22 protein-coding genes and 2 tRNA genes are annotated in these 26,426 nt (G+C 58.1%); 6 read left to right on the forward strand and 18 right to left on the reverse strand.

Going from position 1 to position 26,426, the window contains the following annotated elements:
• Window position 1 precedes the first annotated feature (1 nt).
• The 5 genes from RGAI101_RS03920 to hemA all read right to left on the reverse strand — a co-directional run bounded on the left by RGAI101_RS03920 (window position 2) and on the right by hemA (window position 5,547).
• Window positions 2-541 (reverse strand): GIY-YIG nuclease family protein, encoded by a 540-nt coding sequence (locus RGAI101_RS03920; RefSeq protein ID WP_008225234.1) that lies wholly within the window; start codon window positions 539-541, stop codon window positions 2-4.
• Window positions 538-1,692: a DNA cytosine methyltransferase gene (locus RGAI101_RS03925; protein WP_008229014.1), complete on the reverse strand. Its 1,155-nt coding sequence runs from the start codon at window positions 1,690-1,692 to the stop codon at window positions 538-540. Before RGAI101_RS03925 ends, RGAI101_RS03920 begins: the two co-directional genes overlap by 4 nt.
• 72 nt (window positions 1,693-1,764) lie before the next feature.
• Window positions 1,765-2,886, reverse strand: a complete 1,122-nt coding sequence (gene ispG, locus RGAI101_RS03930; protein ID WP_008227401.1) for a flavodoxin-dependent (E)-4-hydroxy-3-methylbut-2-enyl-diphosphate synthase — start codon at window positions 2,884-2,886, stop codon at window positions 1,765-1,767.
• A gap of 77 nt (window positions 2,887-2,963) precedes the next feature.
• Window positions 2,964-4,205, reverse strand: coding sequence for a helix-turn-helix domain-containing protein (locus RGAI101_RS03935; protein WP_008225950.1), 1,242 nt, complete (start codon window positions 4,203-4,205; stop codon window positions 2,964-2,966).
• Window positions 4,206-4,323: 118 nt separating this feature from the next.
• Window positions 4,324-5,547, reverse strand: coding sequence for a 5-aminolevulinate synthase (gene hemA / locus RGAI101_RS03940; protein WP_008225313.1), 1,224 nt, complete (start codon window positions 5,545-5,547; stop codon window positions 4,324-4,326).
• Between the two features lie 301 nt (window positions 5,548-5,848).
• Between hemA and RGAI101_RS03945 the strand changes: the two genes are divergently transcribed.
• The 4 genes from RGAI101_RS03945 (at window position 5,849) to RGAI101_RS03960 (ending at window position 9,125) form a co-directional block, all read left to right on the forward strand.
• Window positions 5,849-6,190: a hypothetical protein gene (locus RGAI101_RS03945; RefSeq protein ID WP_157044625.1), complete on the forward strand. Its 342-nt coding sequence runs from the start codon at window positions 5,849-5,851 to the stop codon at window positions 6,188-6,190.
• Complete coding sequence (locus tag RGAI101_RS03950) at window positions 6,187-6,987, forward strand: DUF2145 domain-containing protein (protein ID WP_008226603.1); 801 nt, start codon at window positions 6,187-6,189, stop codon at window positions 6,985-6,987. Before RGAI101_RS03945 ends, RGAI101_RS03950 begins: the two co-directional genes overlap by 4 nt.
• 72 nt (window positions 6,988-7,059) lie before the next feature.
• Window positions 7,060-7,671 carry a TetR/AcrR family transcriptional regulator gene (locus RGAI101_RS03955; protein ID WP_008228520.1) on the forward strand — a complete coding sequence of 204 codons (612 nt, stop codon included), beginning with the start codon at window positions 7,060-7,062 and terminating at the stop codon, window positions 7,669-7,671.
• Between the two features lie 77 nt (window positions 7,672-7,748).
• On the forward strand, window positions 7,749-9,125 hold the full coding sequence (locus RGAI101_RS03960) for a M20/M25/M40 family metallo-hydrolase (RefSeq protein WP_008226478.1): 1,377 nt from the start codon (window positions 7,749-7,751) through the stop codon (window positions 9,123-9,125).
• A gap of 245 nt (window positions 9,126-9,370) precedes the next feature.
• Here RGAI101_RS03960 and RGAI101_RS03965 read toward each other — a convergent pair.
• The 13 genes from RGAI101_RS03965 to RGAI101_RS04025 form a co-directional block, all read right to left on the reverse strand.
• A tRNA-Asp gene (locus RGAI101_RS03965) sits at window positions 9,371-9,447 on the reverse strand.
• 315 nt (window positions 9,448-9,762) lie between these two features.
• Window positions 9,763-12,882, reverse strand: coding sequence for a hypothetical protein (locus tag RGAI101_RS03970; protein ID WP_008226110.1), 3,120 nt, complete (start codon window positions 12,880-12,882; stop codon window positions 9,763-9,765).
• A 24-nt stretch (window positions 12,883-12,906) separates the two neighbouring features.
• Window positions 12,907-15,684 carry a hypothetical protein gene (locus RGAI101_RS03975; protein ID WP_037227331.1) on the reverse strand — a complete coding sequence of 926 codons (2,778 nt, stop codon included), beginning with the start codon at window positions 15,682-15,684 and terminating at the stop codon, window positions 12,907-12,909.
• 51 nt (window positions 15,685-15,735) lie between these two features.
• Window positions 15,736-16,173 carry a hypothetical protein gene (locus tag RGAI101_RS03980; protein ID WP_157044626.1) on the reverse strand — a complete coding sequence of 146 codons (438 nt, stop codon included), beginning with the start codon at window positions 16,171-16,173 and terminating at the stop codon, window positions 15,736-15,738.
• 320 nt (window positions 16,174-16,493) lie between these two features.
• Window positions 16,494-16,570: transfer RNA gene (locus RGAI101_RS03985), tRNA-Asp, on the reverse strand.
• Window positions 16,571-16,734: 164 nt separating this feature from the next.
• A complete protein-coding gene (locus RGAI101_RS03990) occupies window positions 16,735-17,100 on the reverse strand; it encodes a Na+/H+ antiporter subunit G (RefSeq protein ID WP_008225743.1) in 366 nt (121 codons plus the stop codon).
• Window positions 17,093-17,362, reverse strand: a complete 270-nt coding sequence (locus RGAI101_RS03995) for a K+/H+ antiporter subunit F (protein WP_008228972.1) — start codon at window positions 17,360-17,362, stop codon at window positions 17,093-17,095. Before RGAI101_RS03995 ends, RGAI101_RS03990 begins: the two co-directional genes overlap by 8 nt.
• Window positions 17,359-17,850: a Na+/H+ antiporter subunit E gene (locus tag RGAI101_RS04000; protein ID WP_008228962.1), complete on the reverse strand. Its 492-nt coding sequence runs from the start codon at window positions 17,848-17,850 to the stop codon at window positions 17,359-17,361. The genes RGAI101_RS03995 and RGAI101_RS04000 overlap by 4 nt, the downstream gene beginning before the upstream one ends.
• A 1-nt stretch (window position 17,851) precedes the next feature.
• Window positions 17,852-19,498, reverse strand: a complete 1,647-nt coding sequence (locus tag RGAI101_RS04005) for a monovalent cation/H+ antiporter subunit D (protein WP_008228736.1) — start codon at window positions 19,496-19,498, stop codon at window positions 17,852-17,854.
• Entirely contained in the window at window positions 19,495-19,872 is a 378-nt protein-coding gene (locus RGAI101_RS04010; protein WP_037227332.1) for a Na+/H+ antiporter subunit C, read from the reverse strand. The genes RGAI101_RS04005 and RGAI101_RS04010 overlap by 4 nt, the downstream gene beginning before the upstream one ends.
• Window position 19,873: 1 nt before the next feature.
• The gene (locus RGAI101_RS04015) at window positions 19,874-22,771 is read right to left on the reverse strand and encodes a monovalent cation/H+ antiporter subunit A (RefSeq protein ID WP_008226155.1); all 2,898 of its coding nucleotides are present in this window, start codon (window positions 22,769-22,771) and stop codon (window positions 19,874-19,876) included.
• 245 nt (window positions 22,772-23,016) lie between these two features.
• Window positions 23,017-23,772: an RlmE family RNA methyltransferase gene (locus RGAI101_RS04020; protein WP_008226361.1), complete on the reverse strand. Its 756-nt coding sequence runs from the start codon at window positions 23,770-23,772 to the stop codon at window positions 23,017-23,019.
• Window positions 23,772-24,887 carry a Ppx/GppA phosphatase family protein gene (locus RGAI101_RS04025; protein ID WP_008224995.1) on the reverse strand — a complete coding sequence of 372 codons (1,116 nt, stop codon included), beginning with the start codon at window positions 24,885-24,887 and terminating at the stop codon, window positions 23,772-23,774. Before RGAI101_RS04025 ends, RGAI101_RS04020 begins: the two co-directional genes overlap by 1 nt.
• Before the next feature lie 264 nt (window positions 24,888-25,151).
• Here RGAI101_RS04025 and RGAI101_RS04030 point away from each other — a divergent pair, with 264 nt between their 5' ends.
• Together RGAI101_RS04030 and RGAI101_RS04035 are read left to right on the forward strand one after the other, a co-directional pair.
• Window positions 25,152-25,448, forward strand: coding sequence for a virulence factor (locus RGAI101_RS04030; protein ID WP_008226232.1), 297 nt, complete (start codon window positions 25,152-25,154; stop codon window positions 25,446-25,448).
• Window positions 25,449-25,478: 30 nt separating this feature from the next.
• Window positions 25,479-26,408, forward strand: coding sequence for a methylenetetrahydrofolate reductase (locus tag RGAI101_RS04035; protein WP_037228992.1), 930 nt, complete (start codon window positions 25,479-25,481; stop codon window positions 26,406-26,408).
• Window positions 26,409-26,426 lie beyond the last annotated feature (18 nt).

The raw sequence follows: 26,426 nt of genomic DNA on the forward strand, positions 1-26,426 counted from the left end.
CTTACAAGAACCGTTGATGATAGCGCACCATGCGTTCGAAATGGGCGTCCAGCGACCGCTTGAGATGCGGCGCGCCTTTGACGGTCAGGATATAGTCGACCAGCAGATCATATTGCTTGATCTGGCGCGGCAGGCGGCTGGACGGGGTCAGGCGTGACTGGCGTTCATCCTCTTCGATGACCTGCACCACCTGCTTGTCGGGCCAGATGATCGTGTCATCGCCCGGCACCATCGCCTTTCCATTCATCAGCGGCAATTCCGCGTCGTAATGGGCAAAAATCGACCGCTCAAGGGGTTCCACCTGCGCTTTCGTATAGACAGGCCAGGCCCAGACAAAGGCGATTTCCCATACATCAATCTGCCGGTTGGCGATCACATCTGATCTGGCCGAGGTCAAATGCCTGCGCACACGCGTCCGGATGCCGTCAACCGACTGGCCCACGTAAATCGGCTGCTGATCCAGATCGCACAACGCATAGACGCCGATCTGGTTGGTCAGCGCGCTAAGTGCCTTGCCGCGAAACCCTTGCGCCTGCGTCATGCGACAGCTTCCAGACAGCGGCGCTGCAAGATTGGCGCGAACAGGACGTCATCCAGATAGCGCACCACAGGTACCGCCACGCCATCGCCCGCCACGCGGTAGGCATTATTATACGTATCCGGCATGCGGTAGCTGTCATCCAACCCCATCAGCCGCGCCACCTCGCGCGAAGATACCAGCCGCGCCTTGATCTGATTGCCCTTGATAAACATCAGTATTTGCCTTGAGGACCCCCCCGCAGGCGTGCGCAGACACCCGGCCAACCCGTCTGTGCGCAACTCTGCCCGCTGGCGCACATTGCCCTCTGCGTCGGGGCGACCACGTTTGTAGATTGTCCCCACCACGGTCCGTCCAGCTTTGCGCGCGACCTGCAACCGCTCGAGGCTGGGCGGTGACATGAGGCTGACCAGACGGTCGGTATCGGCTGCGCTGAACCACGGCATTTTTGAACGTTTCTCAAGGACCGTTTCCAGCGGCATATGGGCCGGGGGCAGATCATCCAGCTTCCACCACAGCCAGTTTGACCGCACGGGCCGCGTGGCGACGCCCAGAAACTTTTGCAACTTCTTGCCGTGGAACGCATGGCTTGGCTTCGGGTCTGTCAGTCCCGCGATATCGACGTCATTGCGCACGCAGATCACGAACAGACGCGGGCGGCTTTGCGGCAGGAACCTGCGCGCGTCAATTTCAAGCGCACCGACCTTGTAGCCAAGACGCACGAAACGGGCGAGCACCGTGTTCAGGTCAGCGCCTGCGTTGCGCGATACCAGCCCGACGACGTTTTCAAAGGCGATGATGCGCGGCGCGAAACCTGCGTCGATCGCTGTTTCGATCTTGTCTGCCCAATGCCCGAACACGCCACTGCGCGCGCCCGACAGACCCTGCCCCTTGCCCGCAAGACTGAAATCCTGACAGGGGCTGGAGGCCCAGTATAGGTCGATCGGCTGGCGCAACTTTGCATCTGGCAAGGTCGCGATGTCGCCCTGATGCAGGGCCTCTTGGCCCCAGTTGCGTTCATAGACGGCACATTTCATCGGGTCGATATCATTGGCCAGAACGCAGTCCCACCGATCCTGCAAGGCGGCGCGCACCATGCCACCGCCGCAGAAAAACTCGGCGTATTTTGGGGTTTGATCGGGGGTGTCGGCCATATCCATTGATATGAAATGCGGTTTTGCCTGTCGATGCTTAAATGCCGCGCCGACCGGGCAAAACCACGCAGATCACTCGGCAGCCTGTTCTTCGGCTTGCAGCACGGCAGCGCGGGCTTCGACCTGTTCGACGATATGTTCGATCATCGCCTCGTTGCCCAGCTTGTGGCTTTGTTTGCCCGCCAGATAAACCATGCCAGACCCGTTGCCGCCCCCGGTAAAGCCGACGTCGGTCATCAGCGCTTCGCCGGGTCCGTTGACGACACAACCGATAATGCTGAGGCTCATTGGCGTCTTGATATGCTCAAGGCGCTTTTCCAGCGCCTCGACAGTCTTGATCACGTCAAAACCTTGCCGTGCGCAGCTGGGGCAACTGATGATGTTGACGCCGCGATGGCGCAGGCCAAGGGACTTCAGGATTTCATAGCCGACTTTGACTTCTTCCACGGGGTCCGCAGACAAGGACACGCGGATCGTGTCGCCAATCCCCATCCAAAGCAGGTTGCCCAGCCCGATGGCCGATTTGATGGTGCCAGAGGTCAGACCGCCGGCCTCGGTGATGCCCAGATGGATCGGCGCGTCGGTCTGTTCGGCCAGTTGCTGATAGGCGGCAGCGGCCATGAACACGTCAGATGCTTTGCAGCTGATCTTGAATTCATGAAAATCATTGTCTTGCAAGATCTTGATGTGATCCATCCCGCTTTCGACCATCGCATCGGGACAAGGTTCGCCGTATTTGTCCAGCAGATGCTTTTCCAGCGATCCGGCATTCACACCAATCCGCATGGAACAATTGTTGTCGCGTGCAGCCTTGATCACTTCCTTGACGCGCTTTTCATCACCGATATTGCCGGGATTGATCCGCAGACAGGCCGCTCCCGCCTCGGCGGCTTCGATCCCGCGTTTGTAGTGGAAATGGATGTCGGCAACGATCGGCACCGGACTTTCGCGCACGATCTCCTTCAGGGCGCGCGCGCTTTCTTCGTCAGGGACAGACACCCGCACGATGTCGGCACCCGCCTCGGCGGCGGCCAGCACTTGCAAAATTGTTGCCTTGGCGTCGGTGGTCAGGGTGTTGGTCATCGTCTGCACCGTGATGGGCGCGTCGCCGCCCACAGGCACGTTGCCCACCATGATCTGGCGCGACTTGCGGCGGTAAATATTGCGCCATGGACGGATATGGTTAAGCGACATGGAAAAACACCTTCAGGCAAAGACCGACTTGATCTGCAACCTATTCAGGGAGAGGTCCGCTTGCAATGGCAAGCGGCTTATTCCGTTGGGGTTTCCGCTGCGTTCTGCAATTCGGCGACCATGGTGGCCAGGGCCGAGTTTTCTTCGATCAACGCGGGTTGATACAGCTCGGCCAAGGCTTGACGGTGCAGCGGCAAGTTTGACGTGACTGCACCGCGGTCGCCGACCGGACCGAAATACTGACCGTCCATCGCAAAATAAAGCGCGCCGGATTCGCCTGTGCGCAGCGTTGGTGGCTCTTCTGTCGCGGGCACATCCCAGCTGTCGCCCTTGTTCATGATGCCTTCGTAAATCACCTTGCCGTCGGCCGCGCGGATACGCACCCAGGACGGATATGCCGCAACCAGTCGCAGTGTCGGGGCCATGCCTTCGACAACTTGCGGCACAGCAACCACATCACTTGGCACGTCGACGGGACCGGTCTGTGCCACAGCGGCAACCTTCACCGCGCTGATGCCCGCGGTGAAGGTCCCGGAGTTGCGCGGATCAATCGACGCGATCGGTGCATCGCGCGCGATCAACACGGGCACGTCAAGCGCCGCCGGACGGTAAAGCCGGTCCAGCGAGTCGCCGCGCGGGGCGGTCATCGGGTTGGTAGCAACATTGTCAAAGATTTCATCCGTCCCGCTTGTCTTGGGGGACGTCGCCAGCGCACCTTGCAACGGGTCAAGATCCGACAGAACGACTGGAGTTTCATCCACGGGCGTCACTTGAACCCGCTGTACTTCCTGCAGCACGCTCCACCCGCCAAAGCCAATGGCGCTGATCAATCCGACCAGAACCAGAACAGACCCAAGCGCACCCGGTTCAATCCGGCTAAGGAAGGAGTCGCCCACTGGCGTAAAGGGCGTTGCGGGGCGGTTGAACATGTCACTGTCGGGCGACCGGTTCATCCGCTCTTCGCGGGTAGGCTTTTTGATGACAGATGCCTTGGCGGACATGCCATGGGCCACCGAAAATCCGGATTCGGCACAGAAGGCATCGAACGCCTTGTCGGGATCCATGTGCAGATAACGGGCGTAGGACCGAACATATCCGGCAATAAAACCCGGGGTGTCAAAGGCTTCGGGGTCCGAGTTTTCAATCGCGGCAATATAGGACGCTTTGATCCGCAATTCGCGCTGAACATCCAACAGGGACTTACCGAGGGTTGCACGTTCTCCGCGCATCAGGTCGCCCAGTCGCAACTCAAACGCGTCAAAGCCTTGGGCTTCAGCTTCCTCGTTCTTCACCGTCTTGGAAGACCAACGCCCAATCATATGCCTGTCCCGTACCTGTGCCCGATGCCCTTACTCGATACCCGATTCTTGATTCGAGATAGGCCTTTTCTTTATGCTACTTTAACATAAATCAACGACATTGGCACAAGTTTCGGAACTAGCCCGCCAATTCGGCACGATTCAGCGCACAGTGCGACCACAGACCGTCCATCGCATGAACCAACCCGTCCATTTCGCGCGGGCCGTGTACCGGGGACGGCGTAAAACGCAGTCTTTCCGTGCCACGGGGAACGGTCGGGAAGTTGATCGGTTGAACGTAGATTCCGTAGTCTTCCAACAGCTTGTCAGACAGGATTTGCGTGTGCACAGGGTTGCCGACGATCACAGGAACGATGTGGCTGCCGTGATCGATGATCGGCAAACCCAAGCCCTTAAGGCGCAGCTTCAGGATACGCGCCTGTTCCTGGTGTTTGACACGAAGCTGGGGCGCTGTTTTCAGGAAAGCGACCGATGCTGCCGCCCCCGCAGCAACGGCTGGCGGCAAGGACGTGGTAAAGATAAAGCCCGGCGCATAAGACCTGATGGCGTCACACATTTTTGCGGATGCGGCGATGTAGCCGCCCATCACGCCATAGGCTTTGGCCAAGGTACCGTTGATGATGTCCAAGCGATGCATCAGGTTGTCACGCTCGGCCACGCCGCCACCGCGGGGGCCGTACATGCCCACGGCATGAACCTCGTCGATGTAGGTCAGCGCACCAAATTCGTCGGCGACATCGCAAATGGCCTCGATCGGGCCGAAATCACCATCCATCGAATAGATTGATTCGAAGGCGATCAACTTGGGCGCGGACGGATCATCGGCGGCCATGAGCTCGCGCAGGTGATCAACGTCGTTGTGGCGGAAAATACGTTTTGCCCCACCGTTGCGGCGCACCCCCTCGATCATCGACGCATGGTTCAGCGCATCGGAATAAATGATCAGGCCCGGAAACAGCTTTGGAAGGGTGCTGAGCGTCGCGTCATTGGCGATATAGGCGCTGGTGAACAGCAAGGCAGCTTCCTTGCCGTGCAAATCGGCCAGCTCTGCCTCGAGACGTTTGTGATAGACTGTGGTGCCAGAGATGTTGCGCGTGCCGCCGGACCCTGCCCCGGTTGCATCCAACGCTTCGTGCATAGCCTGCAAGACGACGGGGTTTTGCCCCATCCCAAGGTAATCGTTGCCGCACCACACAGTGATATTCTTTTCTTCACCGTCAGGCTGGGTCCACACGGCGTGAGGGAATTGGCCCTTGCGACGCTCGATATCGATAAAGGTGCGATAGCGCCCCTCCTCGTGCAGACGTTCGATCGCCTGATCCAGCTGTTTGGTGTAATCCATCGCGCCTTCCTCCTCACTATATAACAAGACCCGTAAGGCGCCGGGATGCTCGCCACATTCATCTTTTAGAATGGATACAGATCAGGACCGTTTTTTTCAATGGTTTAATCTGACTGTATTGTCGCAGGTACGGGCGACTTAGTTTGGTTTTTAGCGGATGAGAAGGGTTTGCGTTTCCGATAGTGCCCCGGGTTTTCATTATCCAGCCGCAATTACAGTTGTGAACGCCGTTCATTTTTCTTGCGCGAAGGCAATTCTCGCCCTAATGATTGTGAACATGGTTCATGAAATGGAGAATCACATGTTTAGACATATCCTTGCTTTCAGCGCTGCCCTGTCGATGACTGCCGGTCTGGCCGCAGCCGGCACGAGTACCCAGCATAGTGCGCAATCAGCGGCGCATAGCACAGCAGCGGCCAGCCACGGGTCAGCCGCAGTCGTGTCCGGGGCAGCCACCGTATCTGCCCTGCCAATCATGGCTGTGGGTGCGACCTTGTCCCTCTCTGGCGCTGCATTGCAAAGCGTTGGTACCAGCGCCTTGACCGTCGGCTCGCAAATGATCGAAGCTGCCGATGATCCTGTGCACGGACTGCCCGCCCCTGATGGCCCACCAAGCCTAACAGAAGCCGGAGCCCGTAAATGAGACGCCTGATCGCAGCCGCCGCTCTCGCCCTTTGCGCATTGCAGCCGGGGCATGCGGCGGCGGGCAGCAGTCAGGCGGGCAAATCATTGCTGCCTGCCGAACAGGTCGCGTCATTTTCCGACAAGGTGCAAATTGATCTGGCCGCACGCGGGGCAAGTGTCGCGATTGTCGCTCGCAAGGGGCGGCGTGCGTCCGAACTGCCTGAAGGGATCACCTATACCCATGTCGCGTTCTGGGTCTTCTCGGAAATCAAGCGTGCGGACGGATCCAAATATAACGGCTACCGGGTCTATAACCTGTATCAGGATGCCGATGCCCCGATGCGTAGTTCCGTGATTCAAGACAGTCCGGCGGATTTCTTTGCCGGTGCCCATACGCTTGACGCCGGGATCATCATCCCCGACCCGCGTTTACAGCGCAAATTGCTGAAGGTGATCGGCAGCCCGACCTATAAAAAGCTCCATAACGCCAATTATTCAGTGCTGGCCAACCCGCAAACGCGACAGTTCCAGAACTGCACCGAACACACATTGGACGTGCTGGTGGCAGCCCTTTACGGCACCTCTGATCCGGCACGGATCAAATCCAACATCACCGCCCATTTCACCCCCCAATTGATCAAAATCGGCGGGTTGAAACGCGCCTTGGCCCCCGTTGCGTCCCAGGCGCTGACCACGCAAGATCACGGCGCGCAAATCCGTACCGCGACGTTCGGATCAATCCTGCGCTTCATGGGACAGAACAAGCTGGTCACCAAAAGCTATCGGCTGACACCGAGCCAGACGCTAAGCTTCTGAGTAAGACCGACATGAAATTGACATGGGCTGGCCGATCCTCCAAACCTCGGCCCATGACAACGCATATCGCACATGAAGACTGACAACTCCCCTGCCCTGTCCCGCCGCGAACGGAACCTTGCCGAAATCCGTGACCGCGCGACGCCGATCGCCGAAGCCATCATATTGGCCGAAGGGGTCGAAGGATTGTCGGCGCGGCGTCTGGCAACGGAACTGCAAGTTTCGGTTGGATCGCTTTACAACGCCTTTGGCGACTTGCATCAGGTGATCCGGACGGTGATTGCCGGCAGCGCCGAATTGCTGGCAAACGCGCTGATGACCGCCGTCGCACAGGCCGCCCCCGACAGACGATCCCGCGTTGTCGCCCTGGGCGAGGCTTATTTCGACTTTGCAATGGCCGAACCGCGCCGCTGGTCGCTGATGTTCGAATACCGCGCCCAGCTTGAGATTGACGACAAGGCCCGCGATTTTCAGGGCGGTTTGCTCGACATGCTGATCGCCGCGGGCGAAGCGGACCCGCAGTCGGAACAACACAGGCAGTTTTTTCTGGTTCTGTGGGCGTCGGTGCACGGAGTTGTGTCGCTTGCCACGCGGCCCACAATCATTGCGATCCAGCCCGAATTGGCCAAGAATTACATCACCGATCTGGTCGATTCCGCACTTAACCGCTTTCCTGTCGACTGAGGTTCAAAGCCCCCTAGACACCGGGAACGCCCCTGATACGGTCGCGGCAAAACCCATGTTTATGAAAGGCTTCTCTCATGTCCCTCAGCGATGTTCTGACCCGGATCGATACCGATCTGCACGCCGCCACCGACCGCCTACTGGATCTGCTGCGCATTCCATCGATCTCGACCGATCCCGCGTATAAAGCTGATTGCGACCGTGCCGCCGACTGGCTGGTCGAGGACCTTAACAGCATCGGCATTGAAACGACAAAGCGCGCGACCCCCGGCCATCCCATGGTGGTGGGTCATGTGGACGGCCCCGCCGACAAGCCGCATATCCTGTTTTACGGCCATTATGACGTGCAGCCTGTTGACCCGCTGAACCTGTGGAAGCGCGACCCGTTCGACCCCGCGATCGAAGACACCGCCAAAGGCCGCGTGATCCGTGGCCGGGGTGCTGCGGATGACAAGGGCCAGTTGATGACCATCGTCGAGGCATTGCGCGCTTGGAAGGCCATCAACGGCGATTTCCCCTGCCGCATCACCATGTTCCTTGAGGGCGAGGAAGAATCCGGGTCGCCGTCGCTGATCCCGTTCATGCAAGAAAACGCGGCCGAGTTGACAGCGGATTACGCGATGATCTGCGACACCGGCATGTTCCAGTCCAAAACACCGTCGATTGTGACCATGCTGCGCGGCCTGATGGGCGAGGAAATCACCATCACCGGCCCCGATCTGGATCTGCATTCCGGCATGTATGGCGGTGTGGCGATGAACCCAGCCCGCGTGCTGGCAAAAGTCATCGCATCTTTGCACGACGACACGGGTCGCATCACCGTGCCCGGTTTCTATGACGGCGTGCCGGAACTGCCCGATGATATTCAGGCGCAATGGCAGGGCCTGGCCTTTGACCACGCGACATTCCTAGGCGATGTGGGTCTGTCACAACCCGCCGGCGAACAGGACCGCATGCCGATCGAGATGATCTGGTCGCGCCCCACCTGCGAAGTCAACGGCATGTGGAGCGGCTATACTGGCGCCGGCTTCAAGACCGTGCTGCCGTCAGAAGCGCACGCAAAAATCAGCTTCCGTCTGGTGGGCGACCAAGACCCGCACATCATCCGCGAGAGTTTCCGCAAGATGGTCACCGACATGATCCCCGCCGATTGCAAAGTCAGCTTTCACGCGCATGGATCCAGCAGCGGATCTGTGTTCGAAACCACAGACCCCGCATTCGAAAAAGCCCGCCATGCGCTGACCGACGAATGGAAAATCCCTGCGGCCTATGTCGGTTGCGGCGGATCAATCCCGATTGCGGGCCATTTCCAAAAGATCGTCAACACGACACCCGTGCTGATCGGCTTTGGCAAAGATGACGACGCGATTCATTCCCCGAATGAAAAATACGACATGGAAAGCTTTCACAAAGGCATCCGAAGCTGGGCCCGTATCCTGGACGCTTTGACGTAACGATATTTGGGGCAGTGCGACCTGGTTTCGCAGGCCGCTCTGCCCCCATCAGCCCCTAAAGGGATCGGAACGATTTGATATCAATCAATGCGAATTTTCCCGGTAGAATTGCGGCGAAAACAGTCTGAAAAAGCCCCCCACCGTCAGGCAGGTTTCGCGTTATCAATAATGGATTTGGGTCCCACCCCCATAAACGAAAAAGACCACCCGAAGGTGGTCTGTTTCCTACCCGGTCAAGGGATAAGTGGCGCGGTTGACGGGGCTCGAACCCGCGACCCCCGGCGTGACAGGCCGGTACTCTAACCAGCTGAGCTACAACCGCGCAGTAAGGGCGGGATAGGCCAAGCTGCGCGAGGCGTCAAGCACTTAACAGCACCCAAATCGAAGGAATTTCGAAAACCTTGTTCGGATGCGGATTTCCGCCCCCGGGCGACGTTCATTTTTCACGTATCTGGTGTCATGTCGGGCCGCTCATCGCTCTTCAAGCCTACCCTGTCTGATCCTGGTATCTACGACCGCGTCGGAAACCGGTTACTGTCTGATGGCAGATTTAACCGACAGCACCCGTCGCAGCCTGTCTATTCCAAAGCGTGGCATTTCCTGACAGGCCACGCCCTGAGAATCCAGCCGGCAAGGATCAAGCGTCAAAGAGTTCGGCAATGTCCAACTCCTCTTCGGCGTCAGCCCCCGCATCGATCAGGGCTTGCCGTTCGGCAATGTCGAATTTGATCTCTGACCGCAGTATAACCGCCTGCGCCCGAAAGCTTTCGGAGACGGCGATCATCTGTTCGTGTGACGCATTTTCGGTCCAGGCCTCGCCCTCTCCGCTGGGGGCATCATTCACGGGGACATAGGCGTCAAAGGCAGTGACGAGCCCATCTGCCGCCTGCATCGCGTCGGTCAGGAACGTGCCGTAGGCATCTGACGTGCGCTTTGTCTGGTCCGTTTTGGGATAGTCCTTATCGCGCTTGGCACCATATCCCGGCCCGCCATCACACAGCGCAGTCAGTTTGGCGAAATGCTTGTCGAGTGCGGGCGTTTTTGCCGAAGAGGACGAGATGCGCGGCGCGGCCTTGGTACTGGCGGCGGCCTTGAACCGAATCCAGCTGGTCAGGGACAATTCGGGCGTGCCGGGATGCCAGTCCTTCGCGATCGGAACGCGGTGCAAAATCACGGGGTCATCGCTGTAAACGCTCATGAAATACGTCACGACTTTCTGGCACACCTCGCTGTCATCCTGCAGGATTTCGGGGGTCATCCCACAATTGCGCGCGACTTCCTTGGCGACCGGATCGCCGTCTTTGACAATGCCGTAGGCCAGAACGCATTTGGACAAGGTAGAATTCCAGCGCATCGCCTTGCGCGCCAACTTACGGTCACCTTGGTTTTCCGGCAGACGTGCCTTTTTGTACAGCCCCCAACCCTTTGAAATTTCCGCTTCTTTCTGCATCTTATAGCCATAGTCGGACAAGGCGCGGGCCATCGTGTTGGCAATTGATCCGGCGGTCGCTGCACCGGTGATATCGGCAAGCCGCAAGCTCTCCATCACGACGCCGGTCAATGAAAACAAAGTGTTGAGAGTTTTTTGACTGACCTGAATCTTGGCATTGGCCAGACGGCTGGTGATCGCTGGACCGTAAACAGAATCGTTGCCATAGGTCAGCGCGGTATTTGTCAGCCACAGGTTCAGTTCCTCTGATTTCTTGATCAGATAGGCCACATCAAATGCCAGTTGGCGAATTGCACCCGCGATGCTGGCCCCGGGAAGGAATTTGACCAGGATCCCAACCCCGCCAGAGGTCAGCTGGTCGAGCACCGCCCATTTCGTTTTGACGGCTTCGGCCTCAGCGATCATTTTGTCGATTGAATCCAAGGCCTTCTTGGCCTTTGCCTGATCGGCAAGGTCTTCCGGTGTGGGGGTCGCATCCTCGATCAGTGTCATTAACTCTTTTTGACGTTCCGAGGTCTCTTTGGCGATGTCCGCTTCCAGCGCAGCCTTGAAAGCCGGGTCGGATTTGATGCGCTTTTCATAATCCTTGAACTCCGCCTCGCGGGCTATTGCTTCCTGATCCGCATTGGCCAACGCAAGTTTGGCCTGCAGTTTTTCAGGATCGACAACATGGGATACAGGGAACGCGTCAAATAACCCGTTCGCCCCTTTCAACGCATTGGTCATCGCATTCACGTCTGTAGCGGTAACACCTTCACGCAGCCCTTTCATCGCTTCCGTTTCTTGGGTCGGCGATGTCGCATGGACGTCGTCACCCACATCCTGCCGCACCCCGCTCGAGGCCGGTTCATACGTCCCGATCATGATGCCTTCGACCACGTTCAACCCGATGGCTGCCATCAAGGCCTTGCCGTTGATCGCCTTGCCCGAGTTTGCTGAGTCGTGAACCAGTTTGGCAATTTCCGCAGCATTGGCCGCCCCTACAATCCCAGCCGAGACATAGGCCCCGATCTTTGCCCATTGCCCATTGGTTCCCTCCACCGAGTTCCCATTGGCATCATTGCCGGACGGCACATCAAACGCCGCAAACGCGTTGCCCACCGCATCCGCCACCGTCCCTGCCAAAGCTTTCGCGATGCTGGTCCTGCTGCCGTCCGGCGCATCAAGGATTTCCTTGAACCGGAACACGACTTTGGATCCCGCCAAAGAATACGAGACAAGCTTTTTGGCTGAATTGGTGGCAGCCTTGTAGTCTTGTGATTTTGCCGTGTCTTGATCGCTTACGGCCCGTTCCGCCTGATCGGCCGAAATTGAATCCAGTGCCGTTTTTGCCAGGACTTCGAACGCCATTTCGGCAATCTTCCAATTTTGCTTTTCGCTGGGCTTTTCCAGAGCCTTGTCAGCCAGATCAAATGCACCGTTTGCCAACCCGAACGCCAAGGTGGCATAGGCCTGCTGTTGTTTGGCGCGCGCCGCGATGTCCGATTGAGCCTGGAGGGCCTGCAATTTGGCTGCATCGCCTTCCGCCAACGTGCCTGCGTCCTTTTGTGCCGTCAGATCGGTCAATTCGTTCTTGTCCTGTTGCGACATGGACGCGCCTTCGAAATTGCCGATCGCAATCGCTTGCGACACGCCCGTGCCAAACAGACTGACCGTGTCCTTGGCAATCGACAGACCGCGTTTCAGCTTGTCGTGCTTCGACGCGGTCTTGGTATAGTCCTTGAGCTTTTCACCGTATATTTCACAAGCGCCGTTAAACACCTGTGCTTCCTGACTGTATTTGTCCGCGACCGCATTGGAGGGGATGACGTTGGCCTTGACCAGCGGCGACCAGAGTTCTCGTTCGATGTCGCGCGCTGTAAACAACGGATTACCGTCGCTGTCGGTCGCTTCCTCCATCCTGGTTTGAAGTTCGATCAGCTTTTCATGCATCTTCTGCACAGCGCGGGCCTTTTCCGGGTCCACTTGCATCCGCGCGCCCTCGCCCGTCACCGGATCAAAGGTTTCGCGCAGATCATGGCGCGTGTCGATTTCGCTGTCGCGATCCCCGTCGGCCCACGCCATCGACTTGACGGCCCGCGTCTCGGTTTTTGTCTGGCTCCAGAAGTGCTTGCGCTGCTTCTCGGTCCACTCGACAGAGAAATCCTGCGCTGCGACCAGATCGCTGCCCAATTCACCGACATCGCCAAGAAGCCTTTCCAGCGCCTCGCTTTTCTCCTGCTCGTGTTTCAGCGCATTGGCGAATTCACCTTTTTTCCCCACAGCGGTTTGAAGCCATCCGATTTGGGTATCTGTAAAGCCAGCCATATCTTTGATCTCCCAGAGAGTTCCTTACTTCGGAATCGCTGTCAAAAGTTTGATTTCAAGACGCGACAACGTCTGCACTGCGATGTCCAGTTCGGGGGTGCCGCCGGTAAAGGGTTGGGTCCGGAAATGCGCAAGCGGCGCATTCGCCTGCAGCGCGCCGGTCAGGGTGCGCAGCGCGCTTAACGCTGCCTCGCGCGGGGGGCGCGGATCGCTTCCGGCCGTGTCGAGCGCTTTTTGAAAAAGCGCTCCGTTGTCTTCCAGCTTCTTGACGTCGGCATCCCGTACAAGTCCAGCGACCGTGTCCAGATACGCCTTTACATCCGTGGCGGTGATCGCTTCACCACTGCCCGTTGCCACCAGTTCGCCGACATCCCCGACCTTTTCGATAACCTTGTCGAACCCTTTGACAGCCGCAACAAGACTGCGCAGCTTTTCGGCACAATCCTTGGTGGCGGCGGCCGCATTCAGTTTCGACAGCTTGCCGATCTCGTCCGCGGTTATGGTGTAGGTTGCAACATCCGCTTTCAGCTTTTCAAGACGTTTGATCGCGTCGTCATAGTCCCCCGAAACCTTGGTCGTGGCTTTAAGACTGGCAATTTCCTTCAAGGCCAGATCCAGTTCGCTGATGTCCAGATTAAGCTCTGAAAATTTTGCCAGCAGCTTTTTCAGCTCCGCTTTGACTGCATCACTTTCGGTGTCAAAAATCTTCTTGTTAGCCTCGCGGGAGTTTTCTTTTTCCTGCCCTTTGACACAGTCCGATTTCAGCGCCGTCCAAGTGGTAAGTTCCTGGCCGCTCAGCGCGTCCCGCGACCCTTCAGCCCATCGTTTCAACGCAACCGCAGTGGTGCTTTGAATGTCGGACAGCAGCTCGATCAACTTCTTTTTGGCATCGTCCAGCGATGCCTTGTCGCGGGCATCAGCCAACTGGCGTGCTTTGGCCAGATCATCGACGAAGCGCCCGTAATAGCCGGCGATCTGGACGTCACCAATTGTGCTATTTGCCATGGCGTTGGACAGGGCCCTGATCTCGGATGCGACGGATTTGGCGAGCATTTCGCATTCCTTGAATTCGGCGGCGCGGGCGCGCGCGTCGTTCTTCAACGCGACCGCCTCGTCCCAAAGTCCGACGATTTCAGCATAGGATCTTACGGGGTTCTTGGCAGGATAGGTATTTTCGAAGGTCTTGACCCGCGCGGCCAGTTCAACCGTACGGCCCGCTTCATAGGCACCGTATTTCGACTTGAGCCGGTCCAGTTTTTTATTCACGAGCCCCAGTTGGGTGATGATAGAGTTAAATTTGTCCGAGTTTTCCGCCAGTGAGGTCTCAAAACTCTCAACATCGTCAAGATATGCCTTGGCCAGTTTAAGCGCATCAATCGAGTCGGTCTGCAACAGCTGCTCGGCCGTGCTCAATTTCATCTCAAGCTCGGAAAGCGCCTCTTTGGGGACTTTCTTGTCCTTGATCGCCCCTTTTTGCCAACCGCTTGATTTGAACATTTCGGCATATTTCACGCGAAGGTCCAACAGTTGCTTGTTCATCTTTTCGACATTGATCTGTTCTTGCGCGGCCTGAAGTTTCTTCAGCTTTTCCGTTTCCGTGGCCCATTTCATCTCGAGCCCGTCCAGCTCGCTCCGGCGCAACCGCAAAAACGTCGGATTTTCCACCCGGTCCAGTTCCTCACTCAGCACATCAGCCGTCCCAGGCGCGTCCATCGCCCTGAGCGTCGCAATCTGTTTGAGAATCCTTTTTGTCGTCTCGACACAGAATGCGGCATCGTCCGCCTGTAGCTGAACGGTCTTTGCCAGTTCCTCTACGGCATCCTTGTGGGTGTCGAATACCGTATCAGGGGTGTTCTTCTGCGTCTCATCAATCAGCGCCCTCAGGTCATCAAGGCTGTGCTTCACCTCATCCGCGCAGGGTTTGAACCCAAGGGTGCGCAGCCAAGAAATCTGTCCCTCAATGCGCGCGAGCGGAAGGCTCAGGCGGGTGTCAAAGGCGTCGTCCCGGCTTTCGATGATGGTGGCACCCGTCCGCGCGTTACGAAACAGGTTCAACTGGTCGGTCGTCGCATTGATCCCGGCCTTGGCCCCTTCGACATCGCCGGTCAGATAGGTCAGCATCGCCTCGTCCAACATGGCATGCAGGATTTGATATTCCTCGGGGCAAATTACGGCATAGCTCCGCTCGATCTTGTCGCCATCGACGACCTTGGTCATCTTGAAAACCTCGGTGCGGGCCTTTTCTATGTTGCCGGCAACCAGATTGCGCATTGCCTGAACCAATTCAAAATCGCTGTTCCGCTCTTTCTTCGGGACCTTCGCAAACGGATCGTCGCTCTGCTCCTCCAGTTGATCCTGCAGCGCGGCCACACGGGCGCTGACCTCCCTGAGATCCTTATCCAGATCTTCCTCGACCTTGGTGAGGGTGACCAGCTTGGTCGCCATCTTGTTTCTCAGCTCCCGGGCGGTCTTGTCAGCTGCCTTGGCGGCCTCGAAGGCATCCTTGGCCGCTTCCAGCGCGTCTTCGGCCAACGCTTTCTTGGCGGGGTCATCCTGCGCATCCACGGCCTGTTGCAGCGCATCCACTTTCTTTTGGGCCTGCACCTTGGCGCTATTGGCTTCCAACACGTCCGAACTGGCCTTTGCATGAGCCTCTTCGAACCGATGTATCGGGGTCAGCTTCAGATTCTTGCCCGATGACGGCGCGTCCAACGGCTTCCAGCCTTTGACCTTGTTGAACTTCTCGATCCACCCGCTGATCGAGTCAGGTACAACGTCCAAAGTATCGCTATCGTTGGGCATCTTCTGCATCCTTGGTCTGGCAGGCTGGATGATCAGCCGAATGGGGCCGGCTTAGGCGGAAATCATCGTCTTCATGGTGTTGAGCGCTTTGATCAAAGGTGCACGGATCGCCAATGCGTGTCCAAAGGGATTGTTTTCGCAAAGTGCAACAATCGGGTCAGACCCCAAAAATTCCGAATAGGTGTCGATTTCCTTGCCAAGCGCTTGCGCCGATCCTGCACGCGCGGCACCGGAAGATCCGTTGAAATTCAGGATCGCGGCCATCAGGGCGGTGTTGTTGCCCTTGGTGACCCCGCTCAGACCAAATCGTGCGATCCGCGTCAGGTTCGGGTCATCAGATTTAGCAAGCTCGGACATCAGCGGCGACAAGGTGGCATCGACCTGCCCTTTCGCATCCAGCCAGATATCGGCCGGATTGTCTGACACATAGTCATCGTCCAGAACAAACTCTGCCGGGTCTGCGGTCTGTGCGGGAAGTTTAACCTTCAAAAATTGTTCGATAAAATTAATCTGGGTATCGGAAAGACTGCTTTCGGCCAAGTCGTTACCTTCTCTGTTCGTCAATGGTATTTAAAATAAGCAAATAAACTGAATTTGAACATGAGGCGATATTGCGCCCACGGCCTTAGTCTAAGGGCGTAAAAAGGCTCAGGTCAAACTTCTTTTCAAGGTTTTTGCCGGTAAGCTACCACACCACGCTGCGGCAGTATGGAAAGTCGGACTGCTAAGAAATCCGCCAAAGGCAGAACATCTACAACGCATGTCTCTGATAAATAACGGTGAAAATTTCATCCTGAAAGGGATGCAAGTGGCGCGGTTGACGGGGCTCGAACCCGCGACCCCCGGCGTGACAGGCCGGTACTCTAACCAGCTGAGCTACAACCGCGCAGTGCATGCTTTGTCGTTAACTTCAAAGCGTTGGGAGGTCATAGGGTCTGGCATTCCCCCCGTCAAGCAGGGTTTTGGCCTGTTTGCGATCTTTTGCGAAAAAATTTCAAGGCAAGGCAGTCCGCCAGCAAAAAGCCCGCGCTTCGGGGCGCGGGCTTGGGGTCATTTTTCGGAATATGTGCTCCAGACATGGTCCGGCGGCGGCGGTGGTGGCGGCAAGTCAGGTTTGTTGCGCAACCGGTGCATGTTCGCCTTGGCGATGAAGTTGCCCGAGATGGGTGCGGTGACAAAGAGAAACGCCATTACCAACACCTCGTGAAGCGACCCGTCGCCCGCCGCAAAGGCGTAGACCATAGACGCCATCAACAAGGACCCGACCCCCAGGGTCGACGCCTTGGTCGGTGCGTGCAGACGTGACATGGAATTATCGAGCTTCAGCAGGCCGATGGAGCCGACCAGCGTGAAAAACCCGCCAATCACCAACAATGCCGAAACGATGATTTCGCTGATTGTGCCAAGATCACTCAATGATATCACCCCGCAAGACAAAGCGCGCGATGGCAACGGTGGACACAAAGCCCAGCATCGCGATGATCATCGCGCTTTCAAAATACACATCTGTGCCAAGCCGTATGCCCAGCAGGATGATCAACGCAATCGCATTGATCACCATCGTGTCCAGCGCCAGAATCCGGTCGCCGGTGTTCGGGCCTTTTACCAGCCGCAGCATGGCCAGCAGTTGCGACAGCGCAACCGCGACAAATGCAAAGTTCAAAGCCATCAGGATCATTCGAAAATCTCCTTTATGCGGCGCTCGTAGCGCTGTTTGATGTCGTCGCGCACAGCGTCCGGGTCATCGGCGTCAAGTGCGTGCACCAGCAACGTCCTGCCGTCTTCGGACAGGTCGGCGGAAACCGTGCCGGGGGTCAGCGTGATGGTGCCCGCCAACATGGTAATCGCCTCGGGCTTGCGCAGATCAAGGGGGATCACGACCCATTGGGGACGCATGTTCTTGTTGCTTTTGAACAAGACGATCATCGCAACGACCACATTGGCCACGAGGATGTCCCACAGCACCAGAACCATATAGCCGATCATCTTCCACGGTCTGCTGAACATCGGTCGATCCGGCCAGTAGGCCGCGGTCGCAATGGGGATCAGCAGGCCAAGGATGACACCGAAAACGACGGTGCCAAGCTTGATTTCATTCACCAACAAGCACCAGACCAGCGACAGCAGAATAGTCAGCAACGGGTGGGGCAGCAGACGTGAAAGCATATCAGTTATCCTTTACCGTTGAACCGTGTCCGTCACTGGCCGCCGGACCGTCATGGTCATCTTCCGCAGCTTTGACCCCATCGGCTTCATGGTCGTCGTCATGGTCCGAATTGATCTGCTTGCCCGGCGTGGTCAGGACGACATCGATATAGGGCGCGGTGTTGAACAGCTGCGCCGAGGTCGCAGACAGCACCCGCGTCACCGGACCCGCAGCAATGGTAAGGGCGATCATCACCGCCAGCAATCCCCCGATAGAGACCATCGCCAGTGCCGTCGAAGGCTCGGCCTCGGGTGTCTCGACGTCGATCTCTTCGTCACGGGCCTGATGGGCTTTCCAGAAGATAACGCTGCCCGCGCGGGAAAAGCCGACGACCGCGATCAAGGATCCCACAAGGATCGCGCCCCAGACCCACCACATCAGATCGGAACTGCGCGCCGCATCAAGGATCAGCAGTTTACCGATAAAGCCCGACAGCGGCGGCAGGCCGGTCATGGCGATGGCCGCGACAAAGAACATGCCCGCCACCAGTGCCCCGCCCAAAATCGGCGGCGCATCGCCAAAGCTGACCGCAGCCGCACCCCGGCGCGCACGGATCACGTCAACCAGCAAGAACAACGCGGCCGCCGCAAAGGTCGAATGGATCGCATAATAAAGCGCGGCGGTAATACCGGTTTGCGTGAAGACCGACACCGAAGCCAACAGCATCCCCATAGAACCGATTACGGAAAACGCCACCATCCGGTCGATCCGCTTGGCCCCCAGCACGCCAAGCATGCCCAGCATCAGCGTCAACAAAGCCGCAGGCATCAGCCAGACGTCGAACAGCCCTTGGGTCAGCTCGAGATCGGGCGGGAACACCAGAGTGTACATGCGGATGATACAATAGGCCCCGACTTTGGTCATGATCGCAAACAGCGCTGCAACCGGCGCTGGCGCTTCGGCATAGCTGGCAGGCAGCCAGAAATGCAGCGGCAGGATCGCGGCCTTGACCGCAAAGACCATCAGCAACAGCACCGCAGCCACGCGGATGCCAGAGCTGTCGCCTACGTCCAGGGTCGCCACACGCTGTGCCAGATCAGCCATATTCAACGTGCCGGTTTCCGCATAAAGCGTGCCAAGCGCGAACAGGAAGAGCGTCGAGCCGAGCAGGTTGTACAACACATATTGCGACCCTGCCCGAAGCCGCTTTTGACCGCCCGAATGGATCATCAGTCCGTATGACGCGATCAACAGAACCTCGAAGAAAACAAAAAGGTTGAACGCGTCACCGGTCAGAAACGCACCAAGAATTCCCATCAACTGGAATTGGAACAGCGGGTGGAAATGCCGCCCCCGACTATCCCAGCCAGACCCGATTGCGTACAGCAGCACCAGCGGGGCCAACACGCAGGTGATCAGAACCATCAGCGTCGACAAGCGGTCGCCGACCAGCACGATGCCGAAGGGTGCGGGCCAGTTGCCCAGCTGGTACAGGCTGATCGTGCCGTCTGACGCCTGCCAGAACAGACCGATCGCCAGCCCCAACAGCGCAGTGGTCCCCGCAAGCGACACGACACGCTGGATCACCAGATGATAGCGCGCAGCCAACACCAGCATCGCGGCCAGCATCGCCGGCAATACGATGGGAAGAACGAGCCAATGGGTCATGATGCACCTCCGTCAGTTTGCGAGAGGTTGTCGGCGCGCGCGCCATCCGTCACATCCGGGTCGTTGATCAAATCGTCATCCGCGCTCAGGTAGGACCCGACCGCGAGCATCACGGCAACCGCCGTCATGCCAAAGGAAATCACGATCGCGGTCAGCGCCAGCGCCTGGGGCAACGGATCGACATAGGTATCGATCCCGTCGGTCAGCACCGGCGGTGCATTAATCGCCAGACGCCCCGAGGCAAACAGAAACACGTTGACCGCATAGCTGGCCAAAGACATGCCGATGATCACCGGAAAGGTGCGCAGACGCAGGATCATGTAGATGCCCGCAGCGGTCAAAGCGCCGATGGCGGTTGCGACAAGCAATTCCATATCAGCTCTCCTTTCCTGTTGCCGGTTCTGTTGCAGGATAGGTTCCCTGGTCGTCGCCCATCTCAGGACGGGACGGATCAATATCCATGGCGAAATCACTGGTTTCGATCCCGGCACGGCGTCCCAGCCGCGAGAAGCTTTCGAGCGACAGCATCACCGCCCCCACGACCGCGAGGAAAACCCCAAGATCAAAGCCCATTGCGGTGGCCAGTTCAAACTTCTCCATCGGCGGAATGCGGAAATAGCCAAAGGCCGAGGTCAGGAACGGTGCATTCGCAAACCACGATCCGATACCGGTCAGGCCCGCGCATAGTACCCCTGCCCCGATGATCCCGTGATAAGGGTAGCGTTGACGGCGATCGGCCCAAGTGAACCCGCTGGCCATGTATTGCATCAGCACCGCAATCGCTACCACAAGCCCCGCGATGAATCCACCGCCCGGCGCGTTGTGACCGCGCATGAAGATATAGACGCCAACCATCAGCACCACAGGCATCAGCACGCGAGTCAGCACGACCATCATCAACGGATGCGCATCCCCTGCCCGCGCTTCCTCGTAGCCCCGGTTCAACAGGCGGGCGCGTACGGGACCGGACAGCAAAGCTTCGGTCAATGCATAGATGACAAGTGCGGCAATACCCAAAACGATGATCTCGCCGAAGGTGTCAAAACCACGGAAATCGACCAGGATCACGTTTACAACGTTATCGCCCCCGCCGCCCTTGTAGGAATTGGCCAAGTGGTACTCGGAGATCGACGGTGCCGGGAAATCGGACATCAACATCGAATAGATCAGGCCCGTCGCAGCAGCACCGCCCGCCAAGGACAGAATGATATCACGGGTGCGCGCCAGATTGGTGGATTCGCGGGGTGTCACGTTGGGCATGAAGTTCAGGGCAAGCAGCAGCAGCACAATCGTCACCACCTCGACCGAGATTTGCGTAAGCGCAAGATCGGGGGCCGAAAAGTAGTTGAAGCCAACCGACACCATTAGACCGATGATGCCCATCAGGATCAGAACTGCCAGACGGTTGCGGTGGACGGTGACCAGAAAACCGGTCGCGAGGATCAGCATCAGCCAACCGGCCAAGGCAATCGGTGTGATCGGCAACATCTCGCGGGTCGGGGCACCGTTCACGCCGGTAAACCAGGCATGCGCCCCCACCGCCACAACGGTCGTCACAAAAATCGCCGCATAGCGGGTAAAGGAATTATTGTGCAACCGATCGGCAAAGACATCGGCAAAACCGACAGCCGCCGCGATGATCCGGTCAAAGATGGCTTTCGCTTCGGGGCGTGGGGCCGCAGCCCAGCCTTTCGCCAGTGGCGCGAAGGCCGCCAGCAAGATCAAACCGCCAATAACGGCTATCACCGACATCCAAAGCGCCGGCACCAACCCGTGCCACAGTTTGAAATGCGCGTCCGGCACCTCGGCGGCGCTGCCGATGACGGCTTGGGTCACGATCTTGACAAAAGGTTCGGCCAGAAACGGGGCAACGCCGATGACTACAACCGGGATCACCAACAAGAAAGGGGGTAACCAAAGGCCGAATTCGGGATCATGGGGTTTTTCAGGGTAATCCGTCCGCACCGGCCCCAGAAACGTATGGCTGATAAAGCGGAAGCTGTAGGCGGCTGAGAACAGCGCCCCGACAGTCGCCACCGCCGCCACCAGATAAGGCGAGCCGAACAGCGTGGTATGAAACGCTTCTTCCAGCATCATTTCCTTGGACAGGAACCCGTTGAGCAGCGGGATACCGGCCATCGACAGCGCTGCAATCGTCGCGATCATGAAGGTGACGGGCATCACACGGCGCAGGCCGCCCAGCCGTTTCATGTCGCGGGTGTGCAGCGCGTGATCCACAATACCTGCCGACATGAAGAGTGCCGCCTTGAAGCTGGCGTGGTTGAGGATGTGGAACACCGCAGCCATCGCCCCGAAGGAGGTGCCTGTGCCCAGAAGGAATGTGATCAGCCCCAGATGCGACACGGTCGAAAATGCGAGCAGCGCCTTGAGGTCGTCCTTGAAGATCGCGATCAACGCGCCAAGCACCATCGTAATCAGGCCCGCTGAACAGACTAGAATGACCCAGATATCGGTCCCTGACAGCACCGGCCAAAGCCGCGCCATCAGGAACAGGCCTGCCTTTACCATCGTGGCCGAATGCAGATAGGCCGAAACCGGCGTCGGTGCCGCCATCGCGTGGGGCAGCCAGAAGTGGAACGGGAATTGCGCCGATTTCGTGAAACACCCGATCAGGATCAGGATCAGGGCGGGCACATACAGCGGCGAAGACTGGATCAGGTCGCGGTTTTCCAGAATCACCGTCAGATCATAGCTGCCTGCGATCTGCCCCAGCAGCAACATCCCCCCGATCAGGGCCAACCCGCCCATACCGGTCACGGTCAGCGCCATGCGCGCGCCCTGACGGCCTTCGGGCAGGTGTTTCCAAAAGCCGATCAGCAGGAAGGAGGACAGCGACGTCAGTTCCCAGAATATAATCAACATCAAGATGTTATCGGACAATACGATGCCCACCATCGCGCCCTGGAACAACAACAGATAGCTGTAGAATTCGCCCATGTTGTCACCGCGTGACAGGTAGAACCGCGCGTAGGTGATGATCAGCAGGCCGATCCCCAAAATCAATCCCGCAAACATCAGCCCCAAGGGATCAAGGAACAGGTTTACGTTCAATCCCAAGGCAGGCAGCCAGTTCAACTGCGCGGTCACCACTTCTCCTGCCAAGACGGCTGGCGCGTGGGTCGCGAGGCCGATGGCGGCGCAGGCCGTCACAAGGAAGGTGATGATAAAGCAGGTTTGACGTCCGGTATGAATCATCAGGCCGGGCAGCAAAGCGCCAAGAAACGGGAGGGCAATGATCAAGAATAATGACATGACGTCATTTATTGACGAGCGAGGTCAAAACAGCCAGCCCTTATATGACGATTTTCGTCGGGATCGGGCGCTTTTTGTCAGGTTTTTCATGCAGAAACATGGCGTTGGCGCATGGGGACGCGCCAACATAAGATCAACTTTCCGATATTAAAGGCACAAGAGCTGAAACTGCGTCAAAATATCCAATTCATCGCAGCATCAGCACAGGGCTCTTTGTCGGGGTGCCGCTTCCGTCTGCGGGTGATTCACGCAGGCTCTTCATCATCTACGACCCCTTTGAAACCCGTCGCCACGACGAACTTCTCGGAGCTGTCCTGACGGCTGGCAGGCGGTTTGATGTTCGACACTTTGGTAAAGCGCCGCTTGAGCAGTTTTTGCAAATCACCCTCGGCACCGCCTGCCAGAACCTTGGCCACGAAAGTGCCGCCGTCTTCCAATACGTCAAAGGCGAAGTAGGCAGCTGCCTCGCACAGGGCGATGATCCGGTTGTGGTCGGTCTGCTTGTGGCCCGAACTGCTGGCAGCCATGTCGGACATGACCACATCGGCCTTGCCACCCAGCCAACCCTTGACGATTTCATCGGCGTCGTCTTCCATGAAATCAAGCTGGTGCAATTCACAGCCCGCAATCGGCTCCATTTCCTGCAGGTCGATGCCAAGGATGGTGCCGACGTTCTTGCCCTGCTTTTCCCCCAGCACATTGCAGCGTTTGACCGCAACCTGACACCAGCCGCCGGGGGCCGCGCCAAGGTCGACGATCCGTGCGCCGGGCACCAGAAAGCGGAACTTGTCGTCCAGTTCCATGATTTTGTAGGCGGCGCGGCCACGATACCCTTCGGCATTGGCGCGTTTCACATAGGGGTCGTTCAGCTGCCGCTGCAACCAGCGTGTCGAGCTAAGCTTGCGGCCACGGGCGGACTTTACCTTGACCTTCAGGTCGCGCTGACCACGCCCCGAGGTGTTCTTGCCACTTGGTGTCTTGCCTGTCGGTGTCTTACCCATCAGCCTATTCCTTCTTCCAAAACGCCATCCGCGCTCATCTGGGCATATAGCAGCCCCTCGCGCAGACCACGGTCTGCCACACTCAATCTATCCGTCGGCCAGCATCGCATCAACGCCTGCAAGATCGCGGCCCCCGACATGATCAACGCCTGCCGGTCCTGACCGATGCGCGGATCGGCACGCCGCCCCCCCGGCCCCATCGCCAGATAGGAATGGATCACCTTGTCGATCTGCGTGCTGCTCATCCGAAGGCCGTCCACCTTGGTCCGGTCGTAGCGCTTTAGGCCCAAATGGCTGGCAGCGACAGTGGTAACCGTGCCTGAGGTGCCGACGATCTGGAAATGATCCTGCGACTGTGTCGATTGATACGGCGTAAAGCTTTGCAGGTTCTCTTCGAAAAACCAGCTCATCAAGGCGAAACGCGCGGCGTCATCTTCAACGTCGGAAAACTGGTCGCGAAGGGTCGCGACGCCAAGCGGTACGCTGATCCAGTCCACGACGCGGGCTTCGGGAATGCCGGTCTTGGCCTGGTGGAACCCGCCATGCAACCGCATGATCGACCGCGCGCGATCGGCCTTGGGCACTTTCGATATGTCGATCCACACCAGTTCCGTTGATCCGCCGCCGATATCGACCACCAGCAGGTTATGGGTCTTGCGGTTCACCAGCGGCGCACAGGAAATCACGGCAAGCTGCGCTTCTTCCTCGGGCTTGATGATGTCCAGCTTCAGACCGGTTTCGCGCTGGATCCGGGCCATGAATTCGGCACCGTTGCTGGCACGACGACACGCTTCGGTCGCGACCAGTCGCATACGGCGCACTTTGTTGCGGCGCAGTTTCTGCTGACAAATCCGCAATGCCTGAATGGTACGAGTCATTGATCCGCGCGACAATCGCCCGGTCTTCTCAAGTCCTGCCCCAAGCTGGACAGACTTCGAGAAACTGTCGACGACATGAAAACCGCTCCCCTTGGGTTGAGCGATCAACATGCGACAACTATTTGTGCCCAGATCAAGGGCCGCATAGAGTTCGGTCGATCTGGGCGGAACTGGCGCGGGGCTCAGAGCCGGCGGTGTGTCGAGCGCGCCCGCACCTTTGGGACGCTGTGGCGCCATGGTTTGCGCCTTTCATTACGAGTTGCCGTTAAGGTAGTGTTTATTGGGCGAAGGGGCAAGCGGGAAACGCCTGACCCTCTGCCACAAGCCTGCGGTTCCCCTCACAACCATCTTGAGAATTATGAGTGCTGCGTGCCCTCGCCCTGCGTCCCGTCTGCGTGTACCAAGGCGACGTCGCAGACGCCGTTTTGAGTGTCGAAAAACGGCGACGGGGATAGATCAACAGCCGCTAGAAAAACTTTAGCGCAGTCAAAGGAATCAGCCATGCCAGAAGTCACAATTGTTTATTGGCGCGACATTCCCGCACAGGTCATCGTCGGCAAAGGCCGTCGCGGATCAAAGCGCCAGCTGCCCGAACGGTTTGAGCAGGCCATCGACCGCGCCGCCATGAAAATTGGTGCCGGGGACAGCGATGCCTATCTGGCCGAATGGCGCAAAGCCGATGCCTATGTGGTCGAAGGCGACCCCGATGCAGTGGCGGATGCCGAAACTGCCCGGATCGAAGCCGAATACGACCGCGACCGCATCAAAACGCTGATTGCCAATGATGGCTGGGCGTAAAGGTTGATCCCTTTCATGAAAGAGAAAATCATGTCCCTTCTCAATTTCCGACGCAAAGAAGCCCCTGCCCCCGATCTGCCCAACCCCGAGGTCGAGGCATTTTTGCAGGATTATTCCATCGAGGTGATGCCGCGCACCGCCGAGAAGGTCGAAAATTTTCGCGATCTGCTGCCTGCGGGCACTCGCGTCTATATCGCCCATATCGACGGCACCCCGATCGAGGATATGGTCGCGACCGCCGCACGGCTGAACGCCGACGGCTTCAAGGTGATGCCGCACATGCCCGCGCGGATCATCAAGGACAAGGCCACGCTGGAAAACTGGATCGCCATGTATCAGGGCGAGGCTGACGTAAAGCAGGCGCTGCTGCTGGCCGGTGGCGTGACCACACCCCATGGTGATTTTTCCGACAGCATGCAGCTGATGGAAACCGGTCTGTTCGACAAGCACGGCTTTGAGCGGCTTCACATCGCAGGCCACCCCGAAGGCAACCGCGACATCGACACGGACGGCAGCCGCCTGCGCGTCGATGATGCGCTGCGCTGGAAACAGGGGTTTTCCGAACGCACCGATGCCAAGATGGCCATCGCCACGCAATTCGCGTTTGAGGCGCAGCCGATCATCGAATGGGCCGACAGCCTGAAACACGCAGGGATTGACCTGCCCATCCACATCGGCATCGCAGGCCCGGCCAAGCTGCAAACCCTGATCAAATTCGCCATCGCCTGCGGGGTTGGCCCGTCGCTGAAGGTGCTGCAAAAGCGCGCGATGGACGTGACCAAGCTGCTGTTGCCTTACGAGCCGACAGATGTAATCACCGCCCTTGCGGCCCACAAAGCCGCCAACCCCGATTTCAACGTCACCCATGTGCATTTCTTCCCGCTGGGCGGAATCAAGACAAATGCCAATTGGGCTATCGAAAACGGCGGAGCCGCGGGGCAACCCGCCAATGCCGTTTAACTCCCGTCTGAAAGAAAG

It is taken from the genome of Roseobacter sp. GAI101 (assembly GCF_000156335.1).
Classification (GTDB): domain Bacteria; phylum Pseudomonadota; class Alphaproteobacteria; order Rhodobacterales; family Rhodobacteraceae; genus Sulfitobacter.

Excerpts from the sequence above, each read along its gene's own strand:
- RGAI101_RS04010 (WP_037227332.1), bottom strand. The coding sequence starts at position 19,872 with ATGGAATTGCTTGTCGCAACCGCCATCGGCGCTTTGACCGCTGCGGGC.
- RGAI101_RS03970 (WP_008226110.1), bottom strand. The coding sequence starts at position 12,882 with ATGGCTGGCTTTACAGATACCCAAATCGGATGGCTTCAAACCGCTGTG.
- RGAI101_RS03935 (WP_008225950.1), bottom strand. The coding sequence starts at position 4,205 with ATGATTGGGCGTTGGTCTTCCAAGACGGTGAAGAACGAGGAAGCTGAA.
- RGAI101_RS04015 (WP_008226155.1), bottom strand. The coding sequence starts at position 22,771 with ATGTCATTATTCTTGATCATTGCCCTCCCGTTTCTTGGCGCTTTGCTG.
- RGAI101_RS04020 (WP_008226361.1), bottom strand. The coding sequence starts at position 23,772 with ATGGGTAAGACACCGACAGGCAAGACACCAAGTGGCAAGAACACCTCG.
- RGAI101_RS04030 (WP_008226232.1), top strand. The coding sequence starts at position 25,152 with ATGCCAGAAGTCACAATTGTTTATTGGCGCGACATTCCCGCACAGGTC.
- RGAI101_RS03955 (WP_008228520.1), top strand. The coding sequence starts at position 7,060 with ATGAAGACTGACAACTCCCCTGCCCTGTCCCGCCGCGAACGGAACCTT.
- RGAI101_RS03975 (WP_037227331.1), bottom strand. The coding sequence starts at position 15,684 with ATGCCCAACGATAGCGATACTTTGGACGTTGTACCTGACTCGATCAGC.
- hemA (WP_008225313.1), bottom strand. The coding sequence starts at position 5,547 with ATGGATTACACCAAACAGCTGGATCAGGCGATCGAACGTCTGCACGAG.
- RGAI101_RS04035 (WP_037228992.1), top strand. The coding sequence starts at position 25,479 with ATGTCCCTTCTCAATTTCCGACGCAAAGAAGCCCCTGCCCCCGATCTG.
- RGAI101_RS03995 (WP_008228972.1), bottom strand. The coding sequence starts at position 17,362 with ATGATCCTGATGGCTTTGAACTTTGCATTTGTCGCGGTTGCGCTGTCG.
- ispG (WP_008227401.1), bottom strand. The coding sequence starts at position 2,886 with ATGTCGCTTAACCATATCCGTCCATGGCGCAATATTTACCGCCGCAAG.
- RGAI101_RS04000 (WP_008228962.1), bottom strand. The coding sequence starts at position 17,850 with ATGCTTTCACGTCTGCTGCCCCACCCGTTGCTGACTATTCTGCTGTCG.
- RGAI101_RS04005 (WP_008228736.1), bottom strand. The coding sequence starts at position 19,498 with ATGACCCATTGGCTCGTTCTTCCCATCGTATTGCCGGCGATGCTGGCC.
- RGAI101_RS03950 (WP_008226603.1), top strand. The coding sequence starts at position 6,187 with ATGAGACGCCTGATCGCAGCCGCCGCTCTCGCCCTTTGCGCATTGCAG.
- RGAI101_RS03925 (WP_008229014.1), bottom strand. The coding sequence starts at position 1,692 with ATGGCCGACACCCCCGATCAAACCCCAAAATACGCCGAGTTTTTCTGC.
- RGAI101_RS03960 (WP_008226478.1), top strand. The coding sequence starts at position 7,749 with ATGTCCCTCAGCGATGTTCTGACCCGGATCGATACCGATCTGCACGCC.
- RGAI101_RS03920 (WP_008225234.1), bottom strand. The coding sequence starts at position 541 with ATGACGCAGGCGCAAGGGTTTCGCGGCAAGGCACTTAGCGCGCTGACC.
- RGAI101_RS04025 (WP_008224995.1), bottom strand. The coding sequence starts at position 24,887 with ATGGCGCCACAGCGTCCCAAAGGTGCGGGCGCGCTCGACACACCGCCG.
- RGAI101_RS03945 (WP_157044625.1), top strand. The coding sequence starts at position 5,849 with ATGTTTAGACATATCCTTGCTTTCAGCGCTGCCCTGTCGATGACTGCC.